The organism is Micromonospora sp. CA-259024, from assembly GCF_050936255.1.
In the GTDB taxonomy this organism is placed as follows: domain Bacteria; phylum Actinomycetota; class Actinomycetes; order Mycobacteriales; family Micromonosporaceae; genus Micromonospora.
In genome coordinates, this window is record NZ_JBNJND010000002.1 from 616,173 (window position 1) to 634,256 (window position 18,084).

The 18,084-nt window shown below is 72.0% G+C and carries 19 protein-coding genes; 10 read left to right on the forward strand and 9 right to left on the reverse strand.

Annotated elements, in window-relative coordinates:
• Positions 1-63: 63 nt before the first annotated feature.
• Positions 64-1,716 (reverse strand): alpha-amylase family protein, encoded by a 1,653-nt coding sequence (locus ACQEUX_RS22155; protein ID WP_433051527.1) that lies wholly within the window; start codon positions 1,714-1,716, stop codon positions 64-66.
• Between the two features lie 80 nt (positions 1,717-1,796).
• On the opposite strand from ACQEUX_RS22155, the gene ACQEUX_RS22160 reads away from it, so the two are divergent.
• Entirely contained in the window at positions 1,797-2,411 is a 615-nt protein-coding gene (locus ACQEUX_RS22160; RefSeq protein WP_433051530.1) for a DUF1349 domain-containing protein, read from the forward strand.
• A gap of 70 nt (positions 2,412-2,481) precedes the next feature.
• Positions 2,482-3,153, forward strand: a complete 672-nt coding sequence (locus ACQEUX_RS22165; RefSeq protein ID WP_433051533.1) for a DedA family protein — start codon at positions 2,482-2,484, stop codon at positions 3,151-3,153.
• Between the two features lie 51 nt (positions 3,154-3,204).
• Here ACQEUX_RS22165 and ACQEUX_RS22170 read toward each other — a convergent pair whose 3' ends face one another.
• Positions 3,205-3,960 carry a YidC/Oxa1 family membrane protein insertase gene (locus tag ACQEUX_RS22170; RefSeq protein ID WP_433051536.1) on the reverse strand — a complete coding sequence of 252 codons (756 nt, stop codon included), beginning with the start codon at positions 3,958-3,960 and terminating at the stop codon, positions 3,205-3,207.
• A gap of 101 nt (positions 3,961-4,061) precedes the next feature.
• A complete protein-coding gene (locus tag ACQEUX_RS22175; protein WP_433051539.1) occupies positions 4,062-4,355 on the reverse strand; it encodes a DUF6412 domain-containing protein in 294 nt (97 codons plus the stop codon).
• Between the two features lie 172 nt (positions 4,356-4,527).
• Here ACQEUX_RS22175 and ACQEUX_RS22180 point away from each other — a divergent pair, with 172 nt between their 5' ends.
• From ACQEUX_RS22180 to ACQEUX_RS22190, 3 genes are read left to right on the forward strand one after another with little or no spacing between them, the layout of a single operon-like run.
• Positions 4,528-5,664, forward strand: coding sequence for a carboxylate-amine ligase (locus ACQEUX_RS22180; protein ID WP_433051542.1), 1,137 nt, complete (start codon positions 4,528-4,530; stop codon positions 5,662-5,664).
• 23 nt (positions 5,665-5,687) lie between these two features.
• Positions 5,688-7,067, forward strand: coding sequence for an FAD-dependent oxidoreductase (locus tag ACQEUX_RS22185; RefSeq protein ID WP_433051545.1), 1,380 nt, complete (start codon positions 5,688-5,690; stop codon positions 7,065-7,067).
• A 27-nt stretch (positions 7,068-7,094) separates the two neighbouring features.
• Positions 7,095-8,108, forward strand: coding sequence for a LacI family DNA-binding transcriptional regulator (locus ACQEUX_RS22190; RefSeq protein ID WP_433051548.1), 1,014 nt, complete (start codon positions 7,095-7,097; stop codon positions 8,106-8,108).
• Positions 8,109-8,284: 176 nt separating this feature from the next.
• On the opposite strand, the gene ACQEUX_RS22195 is transcribed toward ACQEUX_RS22190, so the two are convergent.
• The 3 genes from ACQEUX_RS22195 to ACQEUX_RS22205 form a co-directional block, all read right to left on the reverse strand.
• Complete coding sequence (locus ACQEUX_RS22195) at positions 8,285-9,238, reverse strand: carbohydrate kinase family protein (protein ID WP_433051551.1); 954 nt, start codon at positions 9,236-9,238, stop codon at positions 8,285-8,287.
• Positions 9,235-10,500 carry an AGE family epimerase/isomerase gene (locus tag ACQEUX_RS22200; protein ID WP_433051554.1) on the reverse strand — a complete coding sequence of 422 codons (1,266 nt, stop codon included), beginning with the start codon at positions 10,498-10,500 and terminating at the stop codon, positions 9,235-9,237. The genes ACQEUX_RS22195 and ACQEUX_RS22200 overlap by 4 nt, the downstream gene beginning before the upstream one ends.
• A gap of 389 nt (positions 10,501-10,889) precedes the next feature.
• Positions 10,890-11,231, reverse strand: a complete 342-nt coding sequence (locus ACQEUX_RS22205; protein WP_433051557.1) for a hypothetical protein — start codon at positions 11,229-11,231, stop codon at positions 10,890-10,892.
• A 26-nt stretch (positions 11,232-11,257) separates the two neighbouring features.
• Between ACQEUX_RS22205 and ACQEUX_RS22210 the strand changes: the two genes are divergently transcribed.
• Positions 11,258-11,473: a hypothetical protein gene (locus ACQEUX_RS22210; protein ID WP_433051560.1), complete on the forward strand. Its 216-nt coding sequence runs from the start codon at positions 11,258-11,260 to the stop codon at positions 11,471-11,473.
• Positions 11,474-11,529: 56 nt separating this feature from the next.
• Here the strand turns inward: ACQEUX_RS22210 and ACQEUX_RS22215 are convergent, their stop codons facing one another.
• Both ACQEUX_RS22215 and ACQEUX_RS22220 read right to left on the reverse strand, forming a co-directional pair.
• Positions 11,530-11,955, reverse strand: a complete 426-nt coding sequence (locus ACQEUX_RS22215; protein ID WP_433051563.1) for a nucleoside deaminase — start codon at positions 11,953-11,955, stop codon at positions 11,530-11,532.
• Positions 11,952-12,803, reverse strand: a complete 852-nt coding sequence (locus ACQEUX_RS22220; protein WP_433051566.1) for a TIGR03619 family F420-dependent LLM class oxidoreductase — start codon at positions 12,801-12,803, stop codon at positions 11,952-11,954. The genes ACQEUX_RS22215 and ACQEUX_RS22220 overlap by 4 nt, the downstream gene beginning before the upstream one ends.
• 106 nt (positions 12,804-12,909) lie before the next feature.
• Here ACQEUX_RS22220 and ACQEUX_RS22225 point away from each other — a divergent pair, with 106 nt between their 5' ends.
• Positions 12,910-13,776, forward strand: coding sequence for an aminoglycoside phosphotransferase family protein (locus ACQEUX_RS22225; RefSeq protein ID WP_433051569.1), 867 nt, complete (start codon positions 12,910-12,912; stop codon positions 13,774-13,776).
• 16 nt (positions 13,777-13,792) lie between these two features.
• Here ACQEUX_RS22225 and ACQEUX_RS22230 read toward each other — a convergent pair whose 3' ends face one another.
• Positions 13,793-14,602: an Fpg/Nei family DNA glycosylase gene (locus ACQEUX_RS22230; protein ID WP_433051572.1), complete on the reverse strand. Its 810-nt coding sequence runs from the start codon at positions 14,600-14,602 to the stop codon at positions 13,793-13,795.
• Positions 14,603-14,832: 230 nt separating this feature from the next.
• On the opposite strand from ACQEUX_RS22230, the gene ACQEUX_RS22235 reads away from it, so the two are divergent.
• The 3 genes from ACQEUX_RS22235 (at position 14,833) to rocD (ending at position 18,039) form a co-directional block, all read left to right on the forward strand.
• On the forward strand, positions 14,833-15,669 hold the full coding sequence (locus ACQEUX_RS22235; protein ID WP_433051575.1) for a thrombospondin: 837 nt from the start codon (positions 14,833-14,835) through the stop codon (positions 15,667-15,669).
• 340 nt (positions 15,670-16,009) lie between these two features.
• On the forward strand, positions 16,010-16,825 hold the full coding sequence (ddaH, locus tag ACQEUX_RS22240; protein ID WP_433057059.1) for a dimethylargininase: 816 nt from the start codon (positions 16,010-16,012) through the stop codon (positions 16,823-16,825).
• Positions 16,825-18,039: an ornithine--oxo-acid transaminase gene (gene rocD, locus ACQEUX_RS22245; RefSeq protein WP_433057061.1), complete on the forward strand. Its 1,215-nt coding sequence runs from the start codon at positions 16,825-16,827 to the stop codon at positions 18,037-18,039. The genes ddaH and rocD overlap by 1 nt, the downstream gene beginning before the upstream one ends.
• Positions 18,040-18,084 lie beyond the last annotated feature (45 nt).

Genomic DNA, 18,084 nt, shown 5'->3' on the forward strand with positions numbered 1-18,084 from the left:
CCGGCCGGCGCTGACCGGCCGGGCGTCACGCATGACCGGGGATGGCGGCCCCGGCGCGTGACGTCAGCGGGCCGAGCCCCGACAGAGCCGGATCCACCGGTAGCCGTAGCCGGCGAGCTTGACCGCGCCGAGCTTGCCCAGCTCGCCGTAGCCACGGTCGGCGAGCACGTCGTTCGGCAGGTCGGCCTCGGCCTCCAGGCTGCTCAGGTCCACTTCGACGTCGTCGGTGCCCAGGTTGTGCAGGAACACCATGGTCCCCGTCGGCCCGTCCGCCCGGTGCGCCAGCACGCCGGCCGGCGCCGCCACGTCGATGTGGGTGGTCGAGCCGGAGCCGACCTCCGGCGCCTCCCGCAGCGTCCGGATCATGCGTTCGAACCAGGCGAGCAGCGACTTGGAGTCACCGCGCTGGGCCGTCACGTTGACCTTCTGGTAGCCGAACTCACCCTTGTCGATGACCGGGCGGACCAGTTTCTCCGGGTCCGCCGTGGAGAAGCCGGCGTTCGGCTGGTACGACCACTGCATCGGGGTACGGATCGCCTCCCGACCGGGCAGCGACAGGTCCTCGCCCATCCCGATCTCCTCGCCGTAGCGCAGCACCGGCGTGCCGCGCAACGAGAACTGGAGGGCGTACGCCAGCTCGATGCGACGCCGGTCGTTGCCGAGCATCGGGGCGAGCCGGCGACGGATGCCCCGGTCGTAGATGCGCATGTTCTCGTCCGGGCCGAACTGCGCGTACACCTGGTTGCGCTGTTCGGTGGTGAGCCGGGACAGGTCGATCTCGTCGTGGTTGCGCAGGAAGGTGGCCCACTGGCCGCCGACGGGCAGCGTCGGGGTGTCACGCAGCGCCTCGATCAACGACTCCGGGTCCTGCCGTGCCAGGGCCAGCATAAGTCGCCCGTTGAGCATGAAGTCGAATAGCATGTGGATGCGGTTGCCCGAGCCGCCGGCGTCGCCGAAGAACGTGGGCAGCTGGTCCGGCTCGACGTTCGCCTCGGCCAGCAGGACGGCGTCGCCGCGCCGCCACTGCACGTGCTGGCGCAGCTCGGTGAGGAACTCGAAGTCCTTCGGTGAGTTCGGGTTGCCCGGCTCGGTCAACTCGATGATGAACGGCACCGCGTCCATCCGGAACCCGGAGACGCCGAGCTGGAGCCAGAACGACATGATCTTCTTGATCTCCGCCCGGACCTGCGGGTTGGCGAAGTTGAGGTCCGGCTGGAACGGGTAGAACCGGTGGTAGAACCACGCCTTGGCGGTGCGGTCGTAGCTCCAGGTCTCGTTCTGCTCGCCCGGGAAGACCATGCCCTGGTATCGGTCGTCCGGCTCGGTGTCGGACCAGACGAACCAGTCGCGGTACGGCGAGTCCGGCGAGGAGCGGGCGGACTGGAACCAGGGGTGCTCGTCGGAGGTGTGGTTGACCACCAGATCGATGATCACGCGGATGCCCCGGTTCTGCGCTTGGTGCAGCAGCTCCGCGAAGTCGCCGAGGGTGCCGAAGCGCGGGTCCACGTTGTAGAAGTCGGTGGCGTCGTAGCCGTCGTCGCGGTTGGGCGACGGGTGGATCGGGTGCAGCCACAGACAGGTCACCCCCAGCCGGGCCAGGTAGTCCAGCCGGCCGATCAGGCCACGGATGTCACCGACCCCGTCGGAGTCGGAGTCGGCGTACGTGTCGATGTCGAGGCAGTAGACGACGGCTTCGGAATACCAACGGTCACCCATGTCGGAGGAACCTCTCCAGTTGATCACCGCGGCAAACCAGCTCGGCGGGCCACGGACCGAGGTGGGTTACTGTGCCGATCATGGAGATCGACCTCGTACCGCCGAGCGAACCGTTGGACTGGTCCCAGGGCAGGTGGCTGCACCCGCCGGTACGCGTCGAGGAGGGCCCGGCCGGTGAGCTGCTCGTCGAACCGGCGGCGGAGAGCGACTTCTGGCGGCGGACCAGTTACGGGTTCGTGCACGACAACGGCCCAGCTCTGCTGGCCCCGCTGCCGGCCGGCAGCGCCATGGAGGTGAGGTTCCGGCTCGACCTCACCGGGCAGTTCGACCAGGCCGGTGCACTGGTCCGGGTGGACGAGCGCAACTGGGTCAAGGCCGGCGTCGAGGTGAGCGACGGCGAGCTACAGCTCGGCGCGGTGGTGACCCGGGAGTTCTCCGACTGGTCGGTCGCGCCGGTGCCGGAGTGGGCGGGCCGGGAGGTGACCGTGCGGGTCAGCCGGACCGGCGACGCGCTGACCGTCCGGGCTCGGGTGGACGACGAACCGTGGCGGCTGGTCCGGCTCGCCCCGCTGGACCCGGCGGCCGAGGCCCTGGCCGGGCCGTTCTGTTGCGCGCCGGTCCGCGCCGGCCTGAGCGTCGTGTTCACCGGCTGGCGGCAGGGGCCGGCGGACACCGCGCTGCACCCGGAGCACTGAGCGCAGGTGTGGACGAGGGATCACTGGGTATGACCCTCCGATCCCCGACAGCCGACGCGGAAGGACGACCATGGCGTACGCCCAGACCGGCGACCCGTCCGAGTTCACCGGGTTGACCGGTTGGGTGGCCTCCGTGATCGAGGTGATGGGTCCGGTCGGGGTGGCGCTGCTGGTGGCGTTGGAGAGCATCGTCCCGCCGATCCCCAGCGAGATCGTGCTGGCGCTCGCCGGGTACCTGGCCCATGAGGGTCAGTTCAACGTCGTGGTCGTGGTGCTGGCCGCGACGGCCGGCTCGCTGGTCGGCGCGTTGGTGCTCTACTGGCTCGGCGCGGCGCTCGGCGAGGAGCGGCTCAAGCGCTGGCTGGACCGCATCCCGTTGGTGGACCGCGACGACCTGGAGAAGGCCGACCGCTGGTTCGAGCGGCACGGCCGATGGGCGGTGCTGGTCGGTCGGGTGGTGCCGGTGGTCCGCAGCCTGGTCTCCGTCCCGGCGGGGGCCAACCGGATGCCGCTGGGCGAGTTCATCCTGTTCACCACCATCGGCAGCGGGGTGTGGAACGGCCTCATCGTCGGGGCCGGCTACGCGCTGGGAAGCCGTTGGCAGGAGGTCGAACGCTACAGCGACTGGTTCAACTACGCGATCGTCGCGGTCTTCGTCGTCATGGCGGCCACCTGGGTGATCCGTAAGATCCGTCGACGCCGGGAACGCGACGACCGGCGGTCGGTGACCGCCGGTCGCTGATCCGCGCTACCGGTCATCCGCTGGCGCTCCGGACGCCAGCGGGGAAGACAATCAACTGTTTCTGTCCAGAGATCGCGACGGAACCGCCTGCGGTCGCCGGAGCACCGCCTGTTCGAGCGCCGACCACGCGCTCGTGGTCACCAGGTAGATCACCGCGGCGAGCGGCAGCACCAGCGCCACCAGCACCGTCGTGAACGGCACCAGGGGCAACAGCCGCCCGAGCACGGCCGCGCCCGGGCCTTCGGTGGGCGTACCGGCCACCGTGCCGACCGCCGCCGATGCCCGGCGGGCGCGTCGGGACGACCACCAGGCCACCGCCACCAGCACGGCCAACAGCACGGCGAAGAGTGGGCCGGCCGCCCCGGCAAGCCCGTCGCTGACATGGTGGCCCAGCGGGACCCCGGCAAGCCGCTCGTCCAGCAGCCCGGTGCCGCCCTCGCTCGTGGTGAACAGCCGGTACAGGACCAGCAGGAACGGCGCCTGGAGCAGCAACGGCAGGCAGCCGGCGACCGGGTTGGCCCCGGCCTCCCGGTACAGCGCGAATACCTCGCGCTGAAGCTTCGCCGGGTCGTCGGCGTACCGCCGCTGAAGGTCACGCACCTGTGGGGCGAGCGCCGCGCGGCGTCGCTCGCCGCGGACCTGCGCGACGGTGAGCGGCGAGATCAACAGTCGGACGGCGATGGTGAGGAGCACGATGGCGACCGCGGTCGCCATGCCGCCGGCCAATGGTTCGAGCAGGTCGGTGAGCCAGGACAGTGCGGTGCCGGCAGCGCCGACAGCGCCGTGCAGTGGTGCGAAGGCAAGCATGGGAAACCCCTCGGTCCGATTCCGGTGGGGCCCTCCCCGGGCGGCGTCCGCTCAGCAGGGGGGACCGGTGGCGATGGAATCGGCCGCGCGGCGGCGTGGCGCTACGCGGCCGAGGGGAGCCCGGGTGCGCGGGGACGGGGGCGACCGGCGGCGTCCGGGTCGATCTGCCGGGGCACTCGGCGACCACGGGAGCGGGCCCGCAGCCCGACCCAACGCGGCCCGGCGCCGGGCGCACCCGAGCGGCCGAGCACCCGAGCCGCCAGCACCACGGCGAGCAGCACCAGGGCGGTCAGCGCGGCACCCGCGAGCAGGCCGGTCGGGCGACCCGCGAACAGGGTGAGCTGGGCGAACGCGTACATCCACGCGACCCCGAGGAACCCCAACGGCACCGGCACGGGCTCAGCATAGGACCCGGTGTCACGCCACCCGACCGAATCGCGACCCCACCTGCTCGGCACGCCGGCCACGACGCGCCGACGCCACGTTTCCCGCCATCGCCACGTTGGGTAACCACACCGCCATCCGACGCGGACGGACCGCGACCGGCAGGAACGGACGGTGGTGGCGATGACCGGCCAGGTGGCGGAGGCGCCGAGCGAGACGGCTACGGCGACCGGATTGCTCACCGTGGGTGTCGAAGAGGAGTTCCTGCTCGTCGACCCACACACCGGGGCCGCGGTCCCCGCCGTCGACCTGGTCATGGAGCAGGTGCCGGCGGAACTGCGCGGGCAGGTGGAGCGGGAGTTCCAAACCAGTCAGATCGAGATCGGCAGCCCGCCCGGCCTGGAGCTCTCGTCGATCCGGCACTCCCTCGGCGTCCTGCGCCGGGAACTCGCCGACGCCGCCGAGCGGGCCGGCGTACGGCTGCTCGCCATCGGCACCGGCCCGGTGGACGGCCCGGTGCCGCCGGTCGTGGACAAGCCCCGCTTCGACCGGATGATCGAACGGTTCCAGCTGCTCGTCCCCGGCCCCGGCAACAACGGCATGCACGTGCACGTGGGCGTGCCCGACCCGGAGACCGGCGTGCAGGTGCTCAACCACGTGCGGCCGTGGCTGCCGATGCTGCACGCGGTGACCACCAACTCCCCGTTCGCCCGTGGCGAGGACACGGGCTACGCCAGCTGGCGCTCGGTCGAGTGGGAACGCTGGCCGTCGGTGGCGCCGACGCCGTGGCTGGAGTCGCACGAGCACTACCAACGGCTGATCCGCCAGTTGATCGCCAGCGGGTTGATGCTCGACGAGGGGATGCTCTACTGGTACGCCCGCCTGTCGGCGAAGTACCCGACCGTGGAACTGCGGATCGGCGACGTCTGCCCGTCGGTGGACGACGCGGTGCTGGTCGCCGCGCTGGTCCGGGCACTGGTGGCCACCGCCCGGGCGGATGTCGAGGCCGACCGGCCGGCGTTGCGGACCGACCACCACCTGTTGGTCGGCGCGCACTGGCGAGCCGCTCACGATGGCCTGGAAGGCGACGCGGTCGACGTCACCACCGGCGAGCTGCGTCCGGCCTGGGAGCTGTTGGACCGGTTCGTGGAGCGGATGCGGCCGGCGCTGGAGCAGCACGGCGACTGGGCCGAGGTGACCGATCTGCTGGGTGGGTTGCGCCGGCACGGCAGCGGCGCGGCACGGCAGCGCGCGGTGTACGCGCGCACCGGGCGACTCACCGACGTGGTGCGGGACGTCGCGCGGCAGACCCGCGGCTGATCAGCGCGTGACAGGATGAACCCGTGGCGCAACGGCTGATCGTCATCGGCGGGGACGCCGCCGGAATGTCGGCGGCGTCCCAGGCCCGACGCCGACGCGCCCGTGGCGACCTGGAGATCGTGGTCTTCGAGCGGGGCCACTTCACCTCCTACTCGGCGTGTGGCATCCCGTACTGGATCAGCGGGCTGGTGCCCGACCCGGAGGCGTTGATCGCCCGAGGTCCGGAGGTGTTCCGCACGACGTACGCCATGGACGTACGGATGCGCCACGAGGTCACGGCCATCGACCTGGAACGCCGCGAGGTGGTCGCCCGGGACCTGACCGGTGGCGGCGAGGTCCGCGAGCGCTTCGACGACCTGATGTACGCCACGGGCGCGGTGCCGGTGCAGCCGCCGTGGGCGGTCACCGACGCGGGCGGTGTGTTCGGCATGCAGACCCTCGACGACGGGGCGGCGCTGCGCGACTGGCTGGACGCCGAGCCGAGGCCACGCCGGGCGGTGGTGGTCGGCGGCGGGTACATCGGCGTCGAGATCGCCGAGGCCCTGATCCAACGTGGCCTCTCCGTCACCCTGGTCGAGGCGGGCGACCAGCCCATGTCGACGGTGGACGGCGACATGGGCGAGCTGGTCGCCGAGGCGATGCGCGGCCTCGGCATCACGATCCGCACCGGCCTGCCGGTGACCGGCCTGGAGCAGCGGGACGGCCGGGTGTCCGCGGTGGTCACGGCCGAGGGCCCGATTCCGACCGACGTCGTGGTCCTGGGCCTCGGCGTACGCCCGAACGCGGCGCTCGCCGAGGCTGCCGGGCTGCCGATCGGACCGACCGGCGGAATCCGGGTGGACCGTCGGATGCGGGTGGCCGGCATGTCCGGCGTCTGGGCGGCCGGTGACTGCGTGGAGACGCTGCACCGGGTCAGCGGGTTGCCGGTGCACATGCCCCTGGGCACGCACGCCAACAAGCAGGGACGGGTGGCGGGGATCAACATCGGCGGCGGGTACGCCACGTTCACCGGCGTGATCGGCACGGCGGTGACCAAGGTCTGTGACCTGGAGGTGGGCCGGACCGGCCTGCGCGAGCGGGAGGCCACGGCGGCCGGCTTCGAGTTCATCTCGGTGATCGCCGAGTCGACCAACCGGGCCGGCTACTACCCGGGTGCGCGGCCGATGACCGTGAAGCTGATCGCCGAGCGACCCAGCGGCCGGTTGCTCGGCGCGCAGATCGTCGGTTGGTCCGAGGCGGCCAAACGGATCGACACGCTGGCCGTGGCGCTCTGGAACGGCATGACGGTGGACGATATGACGGCGCTGGACCTGGGCTACGCTCCGCCGTACGCGCCGGTGTGGGATCCGGTGCTCATCGCCGCCCGAAAAGCGGTCGACGCCCTCGCCGCGCTCGACCGCTGACCCGCGCCCGCCGTGGAGGACCACCCCGTGACGCAGACCCCGACCCGACCGACCGCGCGTCGGCGCCCGACGATGGTCGACGTGGCCCGACACGCCGGGGTCAGCCTGAAGACGGTCTCGCGGGTGGTCAACGACGAGCCGGTGGGGCAGGAACTGGTCAGCCGGGTGCTGGCCGCCATCGCCGAGCTGGGCTTCCGGCGCAACGACATCGCCCGTAACCTGCGCTCCCGGCAGCTCAACGCCACGGTCGGGCTGCTCATCGAGGAGATCGCCAACCCGTTCTACGCGACGATCGCCAGTGTCGCCGCCGAGATCGCCGCCGCTCACGGCACCATGCTGATCACCGCCTCCTCCGAGGAGGACCCGGAGCGGGAACGCGCCCTGCTGCAGGATTTCACCCAGCGCCGGGTCGACGGGCTGCTGGTGGTGCCGGCGGGCCCCGACCACTCGTTCCTGCGTCGCGAGGTCGAGCTGGGGATGCCGGTGGTGTTCCTGGACCGGCCGCCGCAGGGGCTGCAGGCCGACGCCGTGCTGTTGGACAACCGGGGCGGCAGCCACTCCGGGGTCGGCGCGTTGCTCGACGAGGGGCACCGACGAGTGGGGCTCCTGCTCGGCGCGCCGAGTGTGCCCACCATGCGCGAGCGGCTGGCCGGGGCGCGGGCGGCACTGACCGCGGCCGGGGTCGAGCCGGACGAGTCGCTGGTCCGCGAGAGGCTCATCGCTCCCGAGGAGGCCGGGCGGGCTGTCGCCGCGCTGCTCGACCTGCCGGACCCGCCCACCGCCTTCTTCTGCGCCAACAACCGGCTCACCGTCGGCGCCCTCCAGGAGCTGCACCGGAGGGGCAGTGCCGCGGCGCTGGTCGGCTTCGACGACTTCGAACTGGCCCACCTGATGCCCCGGCCGCTGACCGTCGTCGGGTACGACACCCGGGAGCTGGCCCGGGTCGCCACCGAGCGGCTGTTCCAGCGAATCGCCGGCGACGACTCTCCGCCCGCGACAACAGTGCTCCCCACCCGCCTCCTACCCCGAGGCCTCCCCTAACCCCACACCCCACCCCTCACCCCTCACCCCTCACCCTCACCCTCACCCCCGCGATCTTGCAGTTTCGGTTGCCAGTTAGTGGCAGATAGCCCCTTTTGTCGGGGCAGGAAGTGCAAGATCGCGGGGGTGGGTGGGGTGGGGTGGGGTGGGGTGGGGTGGGGTGGGTCGGGTGGGGGTCAGGTTGCGGTGGTGAGCAGTGCCTCCACCTCGGCCCGGCGGGGCGGGTCCGCACCCCGGCGGCCACAGGTCAGCGCGGCCACCGTCGCGGCCTGCCGGAGCACCGCACCCCACTGCGGCTCGGTCACCGCGGCGAGCCGGTCGGCCGGCCGGTCGCCGAGCGCGTCGAGGTCGGCCAGCGCGGCCAGCAGGCCGCCGGTGAACGAGTCGCCGGCACCGACGGTGTCGACCACGACCGTGCGCACCGCTGGTTCCTCGTGCAGCGACCCGTTCGGCGCGAGCAACCAGGCGCCGTCCCCGCCCCGGGTCACCACCGCGCAGGACACCCCGGCCTCGCGCCATTCGGCCATCACGTCGCCCACCGACCGGTCCGGGTAGAGCCAGGCCAGATCCTCGTCGCTGGCCTTGACCAGGTGCGCGAGGCGCACCTGCCGGCGTACCCTCTCCTGCTCCGCGGCCCGGTCCGTGACGATGCTCGGCCGCAGGTTGAGATCGATCGAGATGGTGAGCCCGTCCCGGTCGCGTTCGCGGGCCAGCAGATCCTCCAGCACCTGGGCGCCGGGTGCCAGCGCGAGCGCGAGCGACCCGGTGTGCAGCGCGGTCGCCGGTGACCCGACCAGCTCGGGCAGCTCCTGCGGCGTCCACTGCCAGTCCGCCGCGCCGGCCAGCCGGAACTCGTAGCTTGCCTGCCCGGCGGCGTTCAGCGTGGCCACCGCCACCGAGGTGGGCTCCTCGGCCCGGACCGCCCATCCCAGGTCCACCCGGTTGGCGCTCAGGTGCTCGGCGACCTGCCGACCGTACTCGTCGGTGCCGAGCCGGGCCAGCAGCCGTACCGGCTCATCGAGCCGGGCGAGGGTGACCGCCACGTTCGCCGGTGAGCCACCGGGCACGGCCCGCTGCCCCTCGGGAGTGACCACCAGGTCGATCAGCGCCTCACCCGCGACCACGATCACGCGGTCACCTCACCCGGTGCGAGCGGGCCGGGGCCACCCAGCCCGTCGGCCGAACGGGACAGCAGCACCGCCTGGTACGCGTGGTAGACGTCCGGCCGGCCGTGCCAGACCGTGTCGGCGGGCAAATTCTGCGCGTCCAGCTCGTGCCGCCATCCGGTGCCGTCGATCAGGTAACGGCGGGCGTACGCCCAGAAGACCCGGTACCAGTCGGCGTAGACGGCGTCCCCGGTGCGGCGGTGCAGGGTGACCGCCGCACCGATGGCCTCGGCGAGCACCCAGTGCATCCGGGAGCGCACCACCGGCCGGTCGTCCCAGTCGATCGTGTAGACGAAGCCGTCGGCGCCGTCGACCGCCCAGCCGCGCCGCACGGCGGCGGCGAACAGGGTACGAGCGTCGGCGAGCAGCCAGCGGGGTGGCTGCGGCAGGACTGCCTCCAGCTCCAGCAGCAGCCGGGCCCACTCCAGCCAGTGGCCCATCGTGGAGCCGTACGGCCGGAAGGGGTCGGCGGGGCGGTCCCGGTTGTAGTCGAGCAGTGGCGTCCAGTTGGCGGTGAAGTGCTCGGGCAGCCGCCAGTCGTGCCGGGCGGCTTCCCCGTGCACCAGGTGTGTGCCGATCTGCAGGGCCCGGTCGGTCCAGCTCGCGTCGCCGGTCGCCGCGGCAGCGGCGAGGAACGCCTCGACCATGTGCATGCTGCTGTTCGCGCCGCGGTAGTCCTCGGTGACCGTCCAGTCCCGGTTCCACGACTCGCGGACCGCGCCGACTTCGGCGTCCCAGAACCGGTCCCGCACCACGGCCTGCACGTCGGCGAGCAGCCGGTCCGCGCCGGGTCGACCGGCGCGCGCCGCGCCGGACGCGGCGAGCAGTACGAACGCGTGGTCGTAGCCGGCCTTGCGATCGTTGACGGGCGTTCCCTGCTGGTCCACCGCGCTGAACCAGCCGCCGTACCGGTCGTCGCGCAGCAGTGTGCTGAGCGCGGCGACCCCATGGTCGACCAGAGCGGCGGCGTCCGGGTCGCCGTTGCGGTGGGCGAGGGCGGCCACATGGGTCATCCGGCAGGTGATCCAGGTGTGCACCGGCTCGCCCCGGTCCGGGGTGCGGTCGTCGGTCAGCCACCAGAAGCCGCCCTCGGGCCGAAGGGCGCGGCGGGCCGTGTCGAGCAGCGTGTGGGTCTGGTCGGCGAGGAAGTCGTCCAGGTCAGGCAGGTCGGGTGACCCTGCCGGAGCGGGGGTCGTTTCGGCGTCGGGTCGGGGCACGTCGGTCATCTCAGCTGGTCACCGTCGGGTAGGTAAGGGACATACGGCCAGGATCGGCGGGCGGACCGGGTCCGCGCCGGGAAAACGTCAACGGAACACCGTAAACCGGCTGGCCTCGCCGGGTGCGGCGCAAAGAAGATCATGCGTACGGTTCCTCCCCTTTGCCCGTTGACATCGTTGTCACTTGTCAACCCTGCTCCGGCAGCCGGTCGACTGTCAATTCCGGTTGCGTCACACCGCACCGGGGCAACCGCCCCGCCGTCGCGGTTCCGGCACCCGGCGCGCTGAACCTCGTTTGGTGGACGCCCTGGTCTGCGCTATTCCGATTGGCCGCGTCGCAGGAGTAGGCCCGGTCACCAGTTCGACTGTCTGGGTTGGCGCTGGTTTCCCAACGTTCATCAGGCGCCCCCGAGGTCGGCCAGGCCGATCTCGGCGGGGGGAAGGCCTTGGATGTCCGGGCCAGCACGCAGGCCCTCCAGCATGAGGATCAGGTAGCGGTCCACGCTGCGTTGGGTGAGTTCGGCGCGCAGGCCGGGCAATGGCCGCAGCAGCAGCGCCATCATGAGGGTCAGGTCTCCGGCGTCCACGTCGTGACGCAGGTCGCCGTCGGCTTGGGCTCGGCGGACGAGCCGGTCGAGGATCTTCAGCAGGGTTTGACGCAGCCGCTGCTCCTCGGGCTCGGCGTGCAGCTGTTCCCAGGTACTGGTGAACCAGATCGACAGCCAGGTGGCCAGCCGCAACTCGGCGGACGCCCGGCGGACGAAGCGTGACAGCGCACGCCACGCGTCCGGCTCCTCGCCGGCTGGGCGCCGAGGCCAGCACCTCCCGAACGGTCGCCGACGTCGGCGAATTCGCCAGAACGCTGTCCACGCACTTCCTCGTACCACTCGACGACCTCGGCCCGGACGGCGTCGCTCACCTCTGGCACAAGACAGGCACCCAGGACGACCTGTGGCGCGCACGCGTCGGCAAGACACCCTGACCAGCAGCGGCGCACCCGCTGTCAAGCCACGGTCCCCCAACCCGTTGAGGCTCTGGTCAGTAATAGTTGTCGATCGGCTGGCGCGCCTCGTCGAACAGCGCCGGCCCCTCGTACCGGACCGGGGGCAGCGGCGGGGTGGCCGGCTTGACCTCCTCGAACTGCTCGCTGGACAGGGCGTACACCACCCGTCCGAGGCCGGAGCGGTCGATCGCGGTCGCGCACATCGGGCAGGGTTGGCAACTGGTGAACATGGTGGTGCCGGCGGCCACGTCGGGGGCGAGTTCCCGAGCGGCCCAGCGGGCCAGCTTCAGTTCCGGATGGGCGGTGATGTCCGAGTTGGAGATCACGGTGTTGTGGTCCTCGATCAGGACGGTGCCGTCCGCGGCGACGAGCAACGAGCCGAACGGCCGTTCGCCGGATGCTCCGGCCTCGCTGGCAATGTCCACGGCACGGCGGAGGAAGCTCTCGTCGTCGGGGGTCATCGGTCCTCCTGGGTCTTGGCGTACGCGGCCACGGCCGCGAGGGTCTGCCAGGCGCGTTCGGGTTGGCGGATCTCGGTCAGGTCGCCGTTGAACGGGTCGAGCACCACCGTCTCCGCACCGAGCAGACGGATCTGGTCGAGGTCGGCGATGATCTGCTCGATGGTGCCGACACCGGCGAGCCGGTCCGGAGCGGTGACCGGTTCGCGGGTTTCCTGGAGTGCGATGCGCGGCATCAGCGCGGGCTCGGGGAGGCCCAGTTCGTCGGCGATCGTGGTGAGCCGTCCGGCCGCTTCCGTGAGTTTGCCGGGCGTGAGACGCAGCGGGTGCCACGCGTCTCCGAGTCGAACGGCACGACGCATGCCGGCGTCGCTGTTGCCGCCGACCCAGATCGGGATCGCACCCGTGTCGTAGTCGTCGGCATTCTGCCAGGCGTCGCGCATGGTGCGCAGGTAGTCGTCGGTCAGCGCGCCACGCCGGTGGTACGGCACGCCGAGCGCCTCGAACTCCTGCCGGGCCCAGCCGACGCCGACGCCGAGGACGAGCCGCCCGCCGCTGAGCCGGTTGAGGTTCGCCGCCATCCGGGCGGTGAGCAGCGGATGCCGGTAGGGGACGATGAGCACGGTGGTGCCCAGCCGGACCCGGCGGGTCACCCCGGCCAGCCAGGACAGCGTGGTGAACGGCTCGTAGAACGGCGCCGGATACTGCTCGGCCACGTCCGGGGTCACCACGATGTGGTCGGAGACCATCAGCAGGTCGTAACCGAGGCCCTCGACCGTCTGCGCCCACTGTCGCAGCATCTCCGGATCGGTGCCCGGGGCGAAGTTCGGTACGTTCACTCCAATGTGCACGGATCCCAGGCTAGCCAGCGTGACCCGCCGTGTGAACACCATGATCCCCGCCTTCGCTGGTCGCTGCCGTGCAGACCCAGCGCGGTGGACGCCTCAGGATGGCTGGATGGATCTACCCGAGGGAATTGACTGGGTACGTGCGTCAGCGGCGGGCCGGGCCTGGCTCGCCACACTCCCGACGTGGCTGGCCGAGTGCGCCGAGCGGTGGTCGCTGCGACTCGGGCCGCCCTTCCGGTACGCCTACGCCTCCCTGGCGCTCCCGGCGGACCTGCCCGACGGCACGGCGGCGGTGCTGAAGCTCCAGTATCCCGACGAGGACAGCCGGCACGAGGCCGACGCGTTGGCCCACTGGGGCGGCGACGGGGCGGTCCGGCTGCTGGCACACGACCCGGAACGCCGCGCCCTGCTGGTGGAACGCTGCCGACCCGGCACTCCGCTGCACGAGCTGCCCACGGACCGGGCGCTGGACGCGGTGACCAGGCTGATGCCCCGACTCTGGCGGCCGGCCGGCGCGCCGTTCACCCCGTTGGCCGAGGAGGCCGCGGGCTGGATCGACCGGATGCCCCGCAAGTGGGAACGGGCCGGCCGACCACACGAGCGCCGGCTGCTGGACGCGGCGCTCGCCCTGCTCACCGGTCTGGCATCGAGCCAGGGCGAGCAGGTGCTGGTCAACCAGGACCTGCACGCCGGCAACGTGCTCGCCGCCGATCGGGAACCGTGGCTGGCCATCGACCCGAAACCGCTGACCGGCGAGCGCGAGTTCTCGGTCGTGCCGATGGTGCGCGGACGGGAACTCGGCCACTCGCCGGCCGCCGTCCGGCACCGGCTGGACCGGCTCAGCACCGAACTCGGGCTGGACCGGGAGCGGGTCCGGGGTTGGACGATCGGGCACACGCTGGCCTGGAGTGTCGCCGACGACGTCGTCTTTCCGCACCAGATCGAGCTGGTCCGCTGGCTGCTCGACGGGGGCTGACGTCCCGCACCCGGGGTCAGCCGACCTGGCAGGTACGACACCAGTAGAGGTTGCGTCCAGCCAGCTCGCCGCGGCTGACCTCGGTGCCGCAGACGTGGCAGGGAGCGCCGGGGCGGCGGTAGACATACACCTCACCACCGTGCCGGTCCACCCGGGCCGGCCGGCCCATCGCCTCCGGCAGGTGCGCGTCGCGCACGGTGTCGATCCGGCCGTGTTCGACCGCGAGCCGCATCAACCCGACCAGGTCGGCCCAGAGCGCGTCCCAGCCGGCACGGGTCAGCCCTCGACCGGGCATCGTCGGCGGCAGCCCAGCCCGGAACAGCGCCTCGGTCACGAAGATCAGCCCGGTGCCGGCCACCACCGACTGGTCCAGCAGCAGCGCGGCCAGCGGCGTCGGGCTGCGCGAGATCCGGGCGTACGCCCGCTCCGGGTCGGCGTCGGGGCGCAGCGGATCCGGCCCGAGGCGGGCCCGCAGCACGGCCGCCTCGGGCGGGGTGAGCACCTCGCAGGCGGTCGGCCCACGCAGGTCGAGCCAGTGCCGGTCGCTGGTCAGCCGCAGCCGCACCTGGCCGACCGGCTCCGGCGGCTCCCCCGACCCGTCGGTGAACTTCCCGTACAGCCCGAGGTGCACGTGCAGCGTCAGCTCGTCGGCGTAGTGGTGCAGCAGGTGCTTGCCGTACGCCTCGGTGCCCTCCAGCAGGGTGCCGGAGAGCCGGGCGGCACCCTCGGCGAAGCGGCCCTGCGGGCTCGCGGCGTGCAGCTTGTCCCCGGCGAACAGCTCGGCGTGCCGGGCCGCAAGGCGATGGATCGTGTGTCCCTCTGGCACGGGTGCCAAGGATAGTCAGCAGTGCTCGCTGATCGACTCGGGTTCAAGGAAGCTGGGCTGTCCGGCCGATCGGGACACCGCGACTTCCAGGAAACCGAGTCGGTCAAGGCCAGACTCGGCGGTCGTACCCAGGATTGGTGTCAGGAAACGCCCAGGTGGGTATTCGAGGGCGGTACCGCGTGGGCGCCACCCTTTTCGTCGGCCACCACGCATTCATCAGGAGGTGTGTAGTGGTCAGGATTCCTTCGCTGTCCCGCCGGTCCGAGCCGGCACCGACGCGGGACGAGAACCTCGACGGCCGCGTAGACGGCCGCGACACCCCGGTCAGCGACCGGGAGAGCTCGGCGGTCACCGAGACGGGCCGGTCGGAAGACAGCCTCGGCCGCCCGGTGGTCACCGATCGGGACGCCGACCAGACGACGTACCGCAGCGCCGGCGGGACCGGCGGCCAGGTCAGCGAGGCCGAGCGGCGGGCCAACGAGCGGGCGGCGGTGGCCCGAGCCGCCACCGCGCGTCCGGTGGACACCGAGTCCCGCGCCTCCCGGCCGGTGGAGAACGAGGCCCGGACCGCCCGGCCGGTGGACACCGAGCCTCGGCCCGCCACCGCGCCGACCGAGGCGCGCACCGCCGACCGGGACGGCGACCTGGACAGCACCACCCGGCGACCCGACACCACGGACCGGAGCGCGACCGACCGCCCGGCCCACCCGACCGCGCCCGAGCCGCCGGTGACGCGCGACCCGAAGCCGCGGGCCAGCCTGCTCGCCACCCTGGGCCTGATCGTCTCCGTCGCCGCTGCGCTCTTCGTGCTGACCGGCACCCTGGCCGGGTACGGCATCGGGCTCGGCGCCCTTGGCGCGGTGCTCTCGGTGCTCGGCCTGATCGCCACCCGCCGCCGGCACGTCGCCGGCAAGACCGACGCGCTGTTCGGCGTGCTGATCGGGTTGGCCGCGGTGGTGCTCGGGGTGCTGGCGATGACCGGGCAGTTCGACTGGCCGACCACCGACGGCGACTGGGTTCAGCGCTTCCGGGAGTGGCTTGACTCACAGTTTGTCGATCGTTTCTAGCGGGCACTGATCCGCTCGCCGGTGATGCACCGGCGAAAGCCGGCGGTTCGCCGGCAGCCCGGAACACCCGGTGGTTCACCGGCCGGGCGACACCCTTTCAGGGGCGGCGGTTCGCCGCCCCTGAAGTGTTTCCGGGCTCGGTTCGCCGGGCCCCGACACATCGCCCGGGTGTCCACGCAACGAATCGCCTCCGCCTGCCACCTAGACGCAACGAATGTTCGGCCTGCGCAACTCTTGGTGGTGGATCCTGCCGCTGACGCCGCATAACGTTGAGCAACGGCGCCAGCCCGTGGGCCACGGTGGCCGGGCGCGCCCGACCCCTGGGAGCAGGACAATGACGATGGACGCCACCAGCCAGCGCCTCTTGATGTGCCGGCCGACGTACTTCGCCGTCGACTACGCGATCAACCCCTGGATGGACCCGAGCGCGCCGGTCGACACCGCGCTGGCCGTCCGGCAGTGGGAGCAACTGCGCCAGACGTACCGCGACCTGGGCCACACCGTCGAGGAGATCACTCCGGTGCCCGGCCTGCCCGACATGGTCTTCGCCGCCAACGGCGGCACGGTGATCGACGGCAAGGCGATGGCCGTGCAGTTCCGCGACCCGCAGCGCGCCGACGAGGCGCCGGCCTACCGGGCCTGGTTCGAGGCCGCCGGCTTCGAGATGTACGACCCGAAGCACGTCAACGAGGGCGAGGGCGACGTCCTGCTGGCCGGTGACCACCTGCTGGCTGGCACCGGCTTCCGCACCGCGCACGCCTCGCACGCCCAGTTGCAGGAGGTCTTCGGCTACCCGGTGATCACCATGCAGCTGGTCGACCCACGCTTCTACCACCTGGACACCGCGCTGACCGTGCTCGACGAGCGGACCGTGGCGTACCTGCCCGAGGCGTTCTCCCCCGGCAGTCAGGCCGTGCTGCGCCGGCTCTTCCCCGACGCGGTGCACGCCACCATGGCCGACGCCGAGGTGCTGGGGCTGAACGCGGTCAGCGACGGACGGCACGTGGTGCTGCCCGCGCAGGCCACCGACCTGGCCGCCAAGCTGCGCGACCGGGGCTACGAGACCATCGGTGTCGACCTGTCCGAGCTGCGAAAGGCCGGCGGCGGACCGAAGTGCTGCACGCTACGACTCCGTCAGGGAAAGGCAAGCAAGTGATCGTGGATGACATCCTGCGGACGCCGGGAGCGGTCCGGGACGCCGAGCGCTGGACGGCGCACAACTACCACCCGCTACCGGTGGTGATCTCGTCCGCGGAGGGTGCCTGGCTCACCGACGTGGACGGTCGCCGTTACCTGGACTGCCTCGCCGGCTACTCGGCGCTGAACTTCGGCCACCGGCACCCGCAGCTGATCGCCGCCGCGCACGCCCAACTGGACCGGCTGACGCTGACCAGCCGGGCGTTCATCCACGACCAGTTCGCCGACTTCTGTCGGGAGTTGGCCGAGCTGTGCGGCAAGGACCTGGTGCTGCCGATGAACACCGGCGCCGAGGCGGTGGAAACCGGGATCAAGGTGGCCCGCAAGTGGGGCTACCAGGTCAAGGGCGTACCCGCGGGTCAGGCCAACATCGTGGTCGCCGAGGGCAACTTCCACGGGCGGACCACCACCATCGTGAGCTTCTCCACCGACGAGGACGCCCGCGCCGACTTCGGGCCGTACACCCCGGGCTTCACCGTGGTCCCGTACGGCGACCTGGACGCGCTGACCGCCGCGATCGACGAGAACACCGTGGCCGTACTGCTCGAACCGATCCAGGGCGAGCAGGGCGTGGTGGTGCCACCGGAGGGCTACCTGCCGGGCGTACGCCAGGTCTGCACCGAGCGCAACGTCCTGTTCATCGCCGACGAGATCCAGTCCGGTCTGGGGCGGACCGGCGCGACCTTCGCCTGCGACCACGAGGGTGTCGTGCCGGACATGTACCTGCTCGGTAAGGCGCTCGGCGGCGGCATCGTGCCGGTCTCCGCGGTCGCCGCGAACGCTGACGTGCTCGGCGTGCTCAAGCCCGGCCAGCACGGCTCCACCTTCGGCGGCAACCCACTGGCGTGCGCGGTCGCGATCGAGGTGGTCCGGCTGCTGGCCACCGGCGAGTTCCAGCGCCGCTCGGCCGAGCTGGGTGAGCGGCTGCGGGCCGGCCTGGAGGGGCTGGTCGGCAAGGGCCTGGTGGCGGTGCGCGTCCGCGGTCTGTGGGCCGGTCTGGACATCGACCCCGCGCTGATGAGCGGGCGAGAGGCGTGTGAGCGGCTCGCCGAGCGGGGTGTGCTCGCCAAGGACACACACGGCTCCACCATCCGGCTCGCCCCGCCGCTGGTGATCACCGAGGAGGAGATCGACCTGGCGGTGGCCCAGCTCGCCGAGGTGCTGGCCGGCTGAACCCGGGACGTGTCGAGAGGCGGGCGTCGGAACCGACGCCCGCCT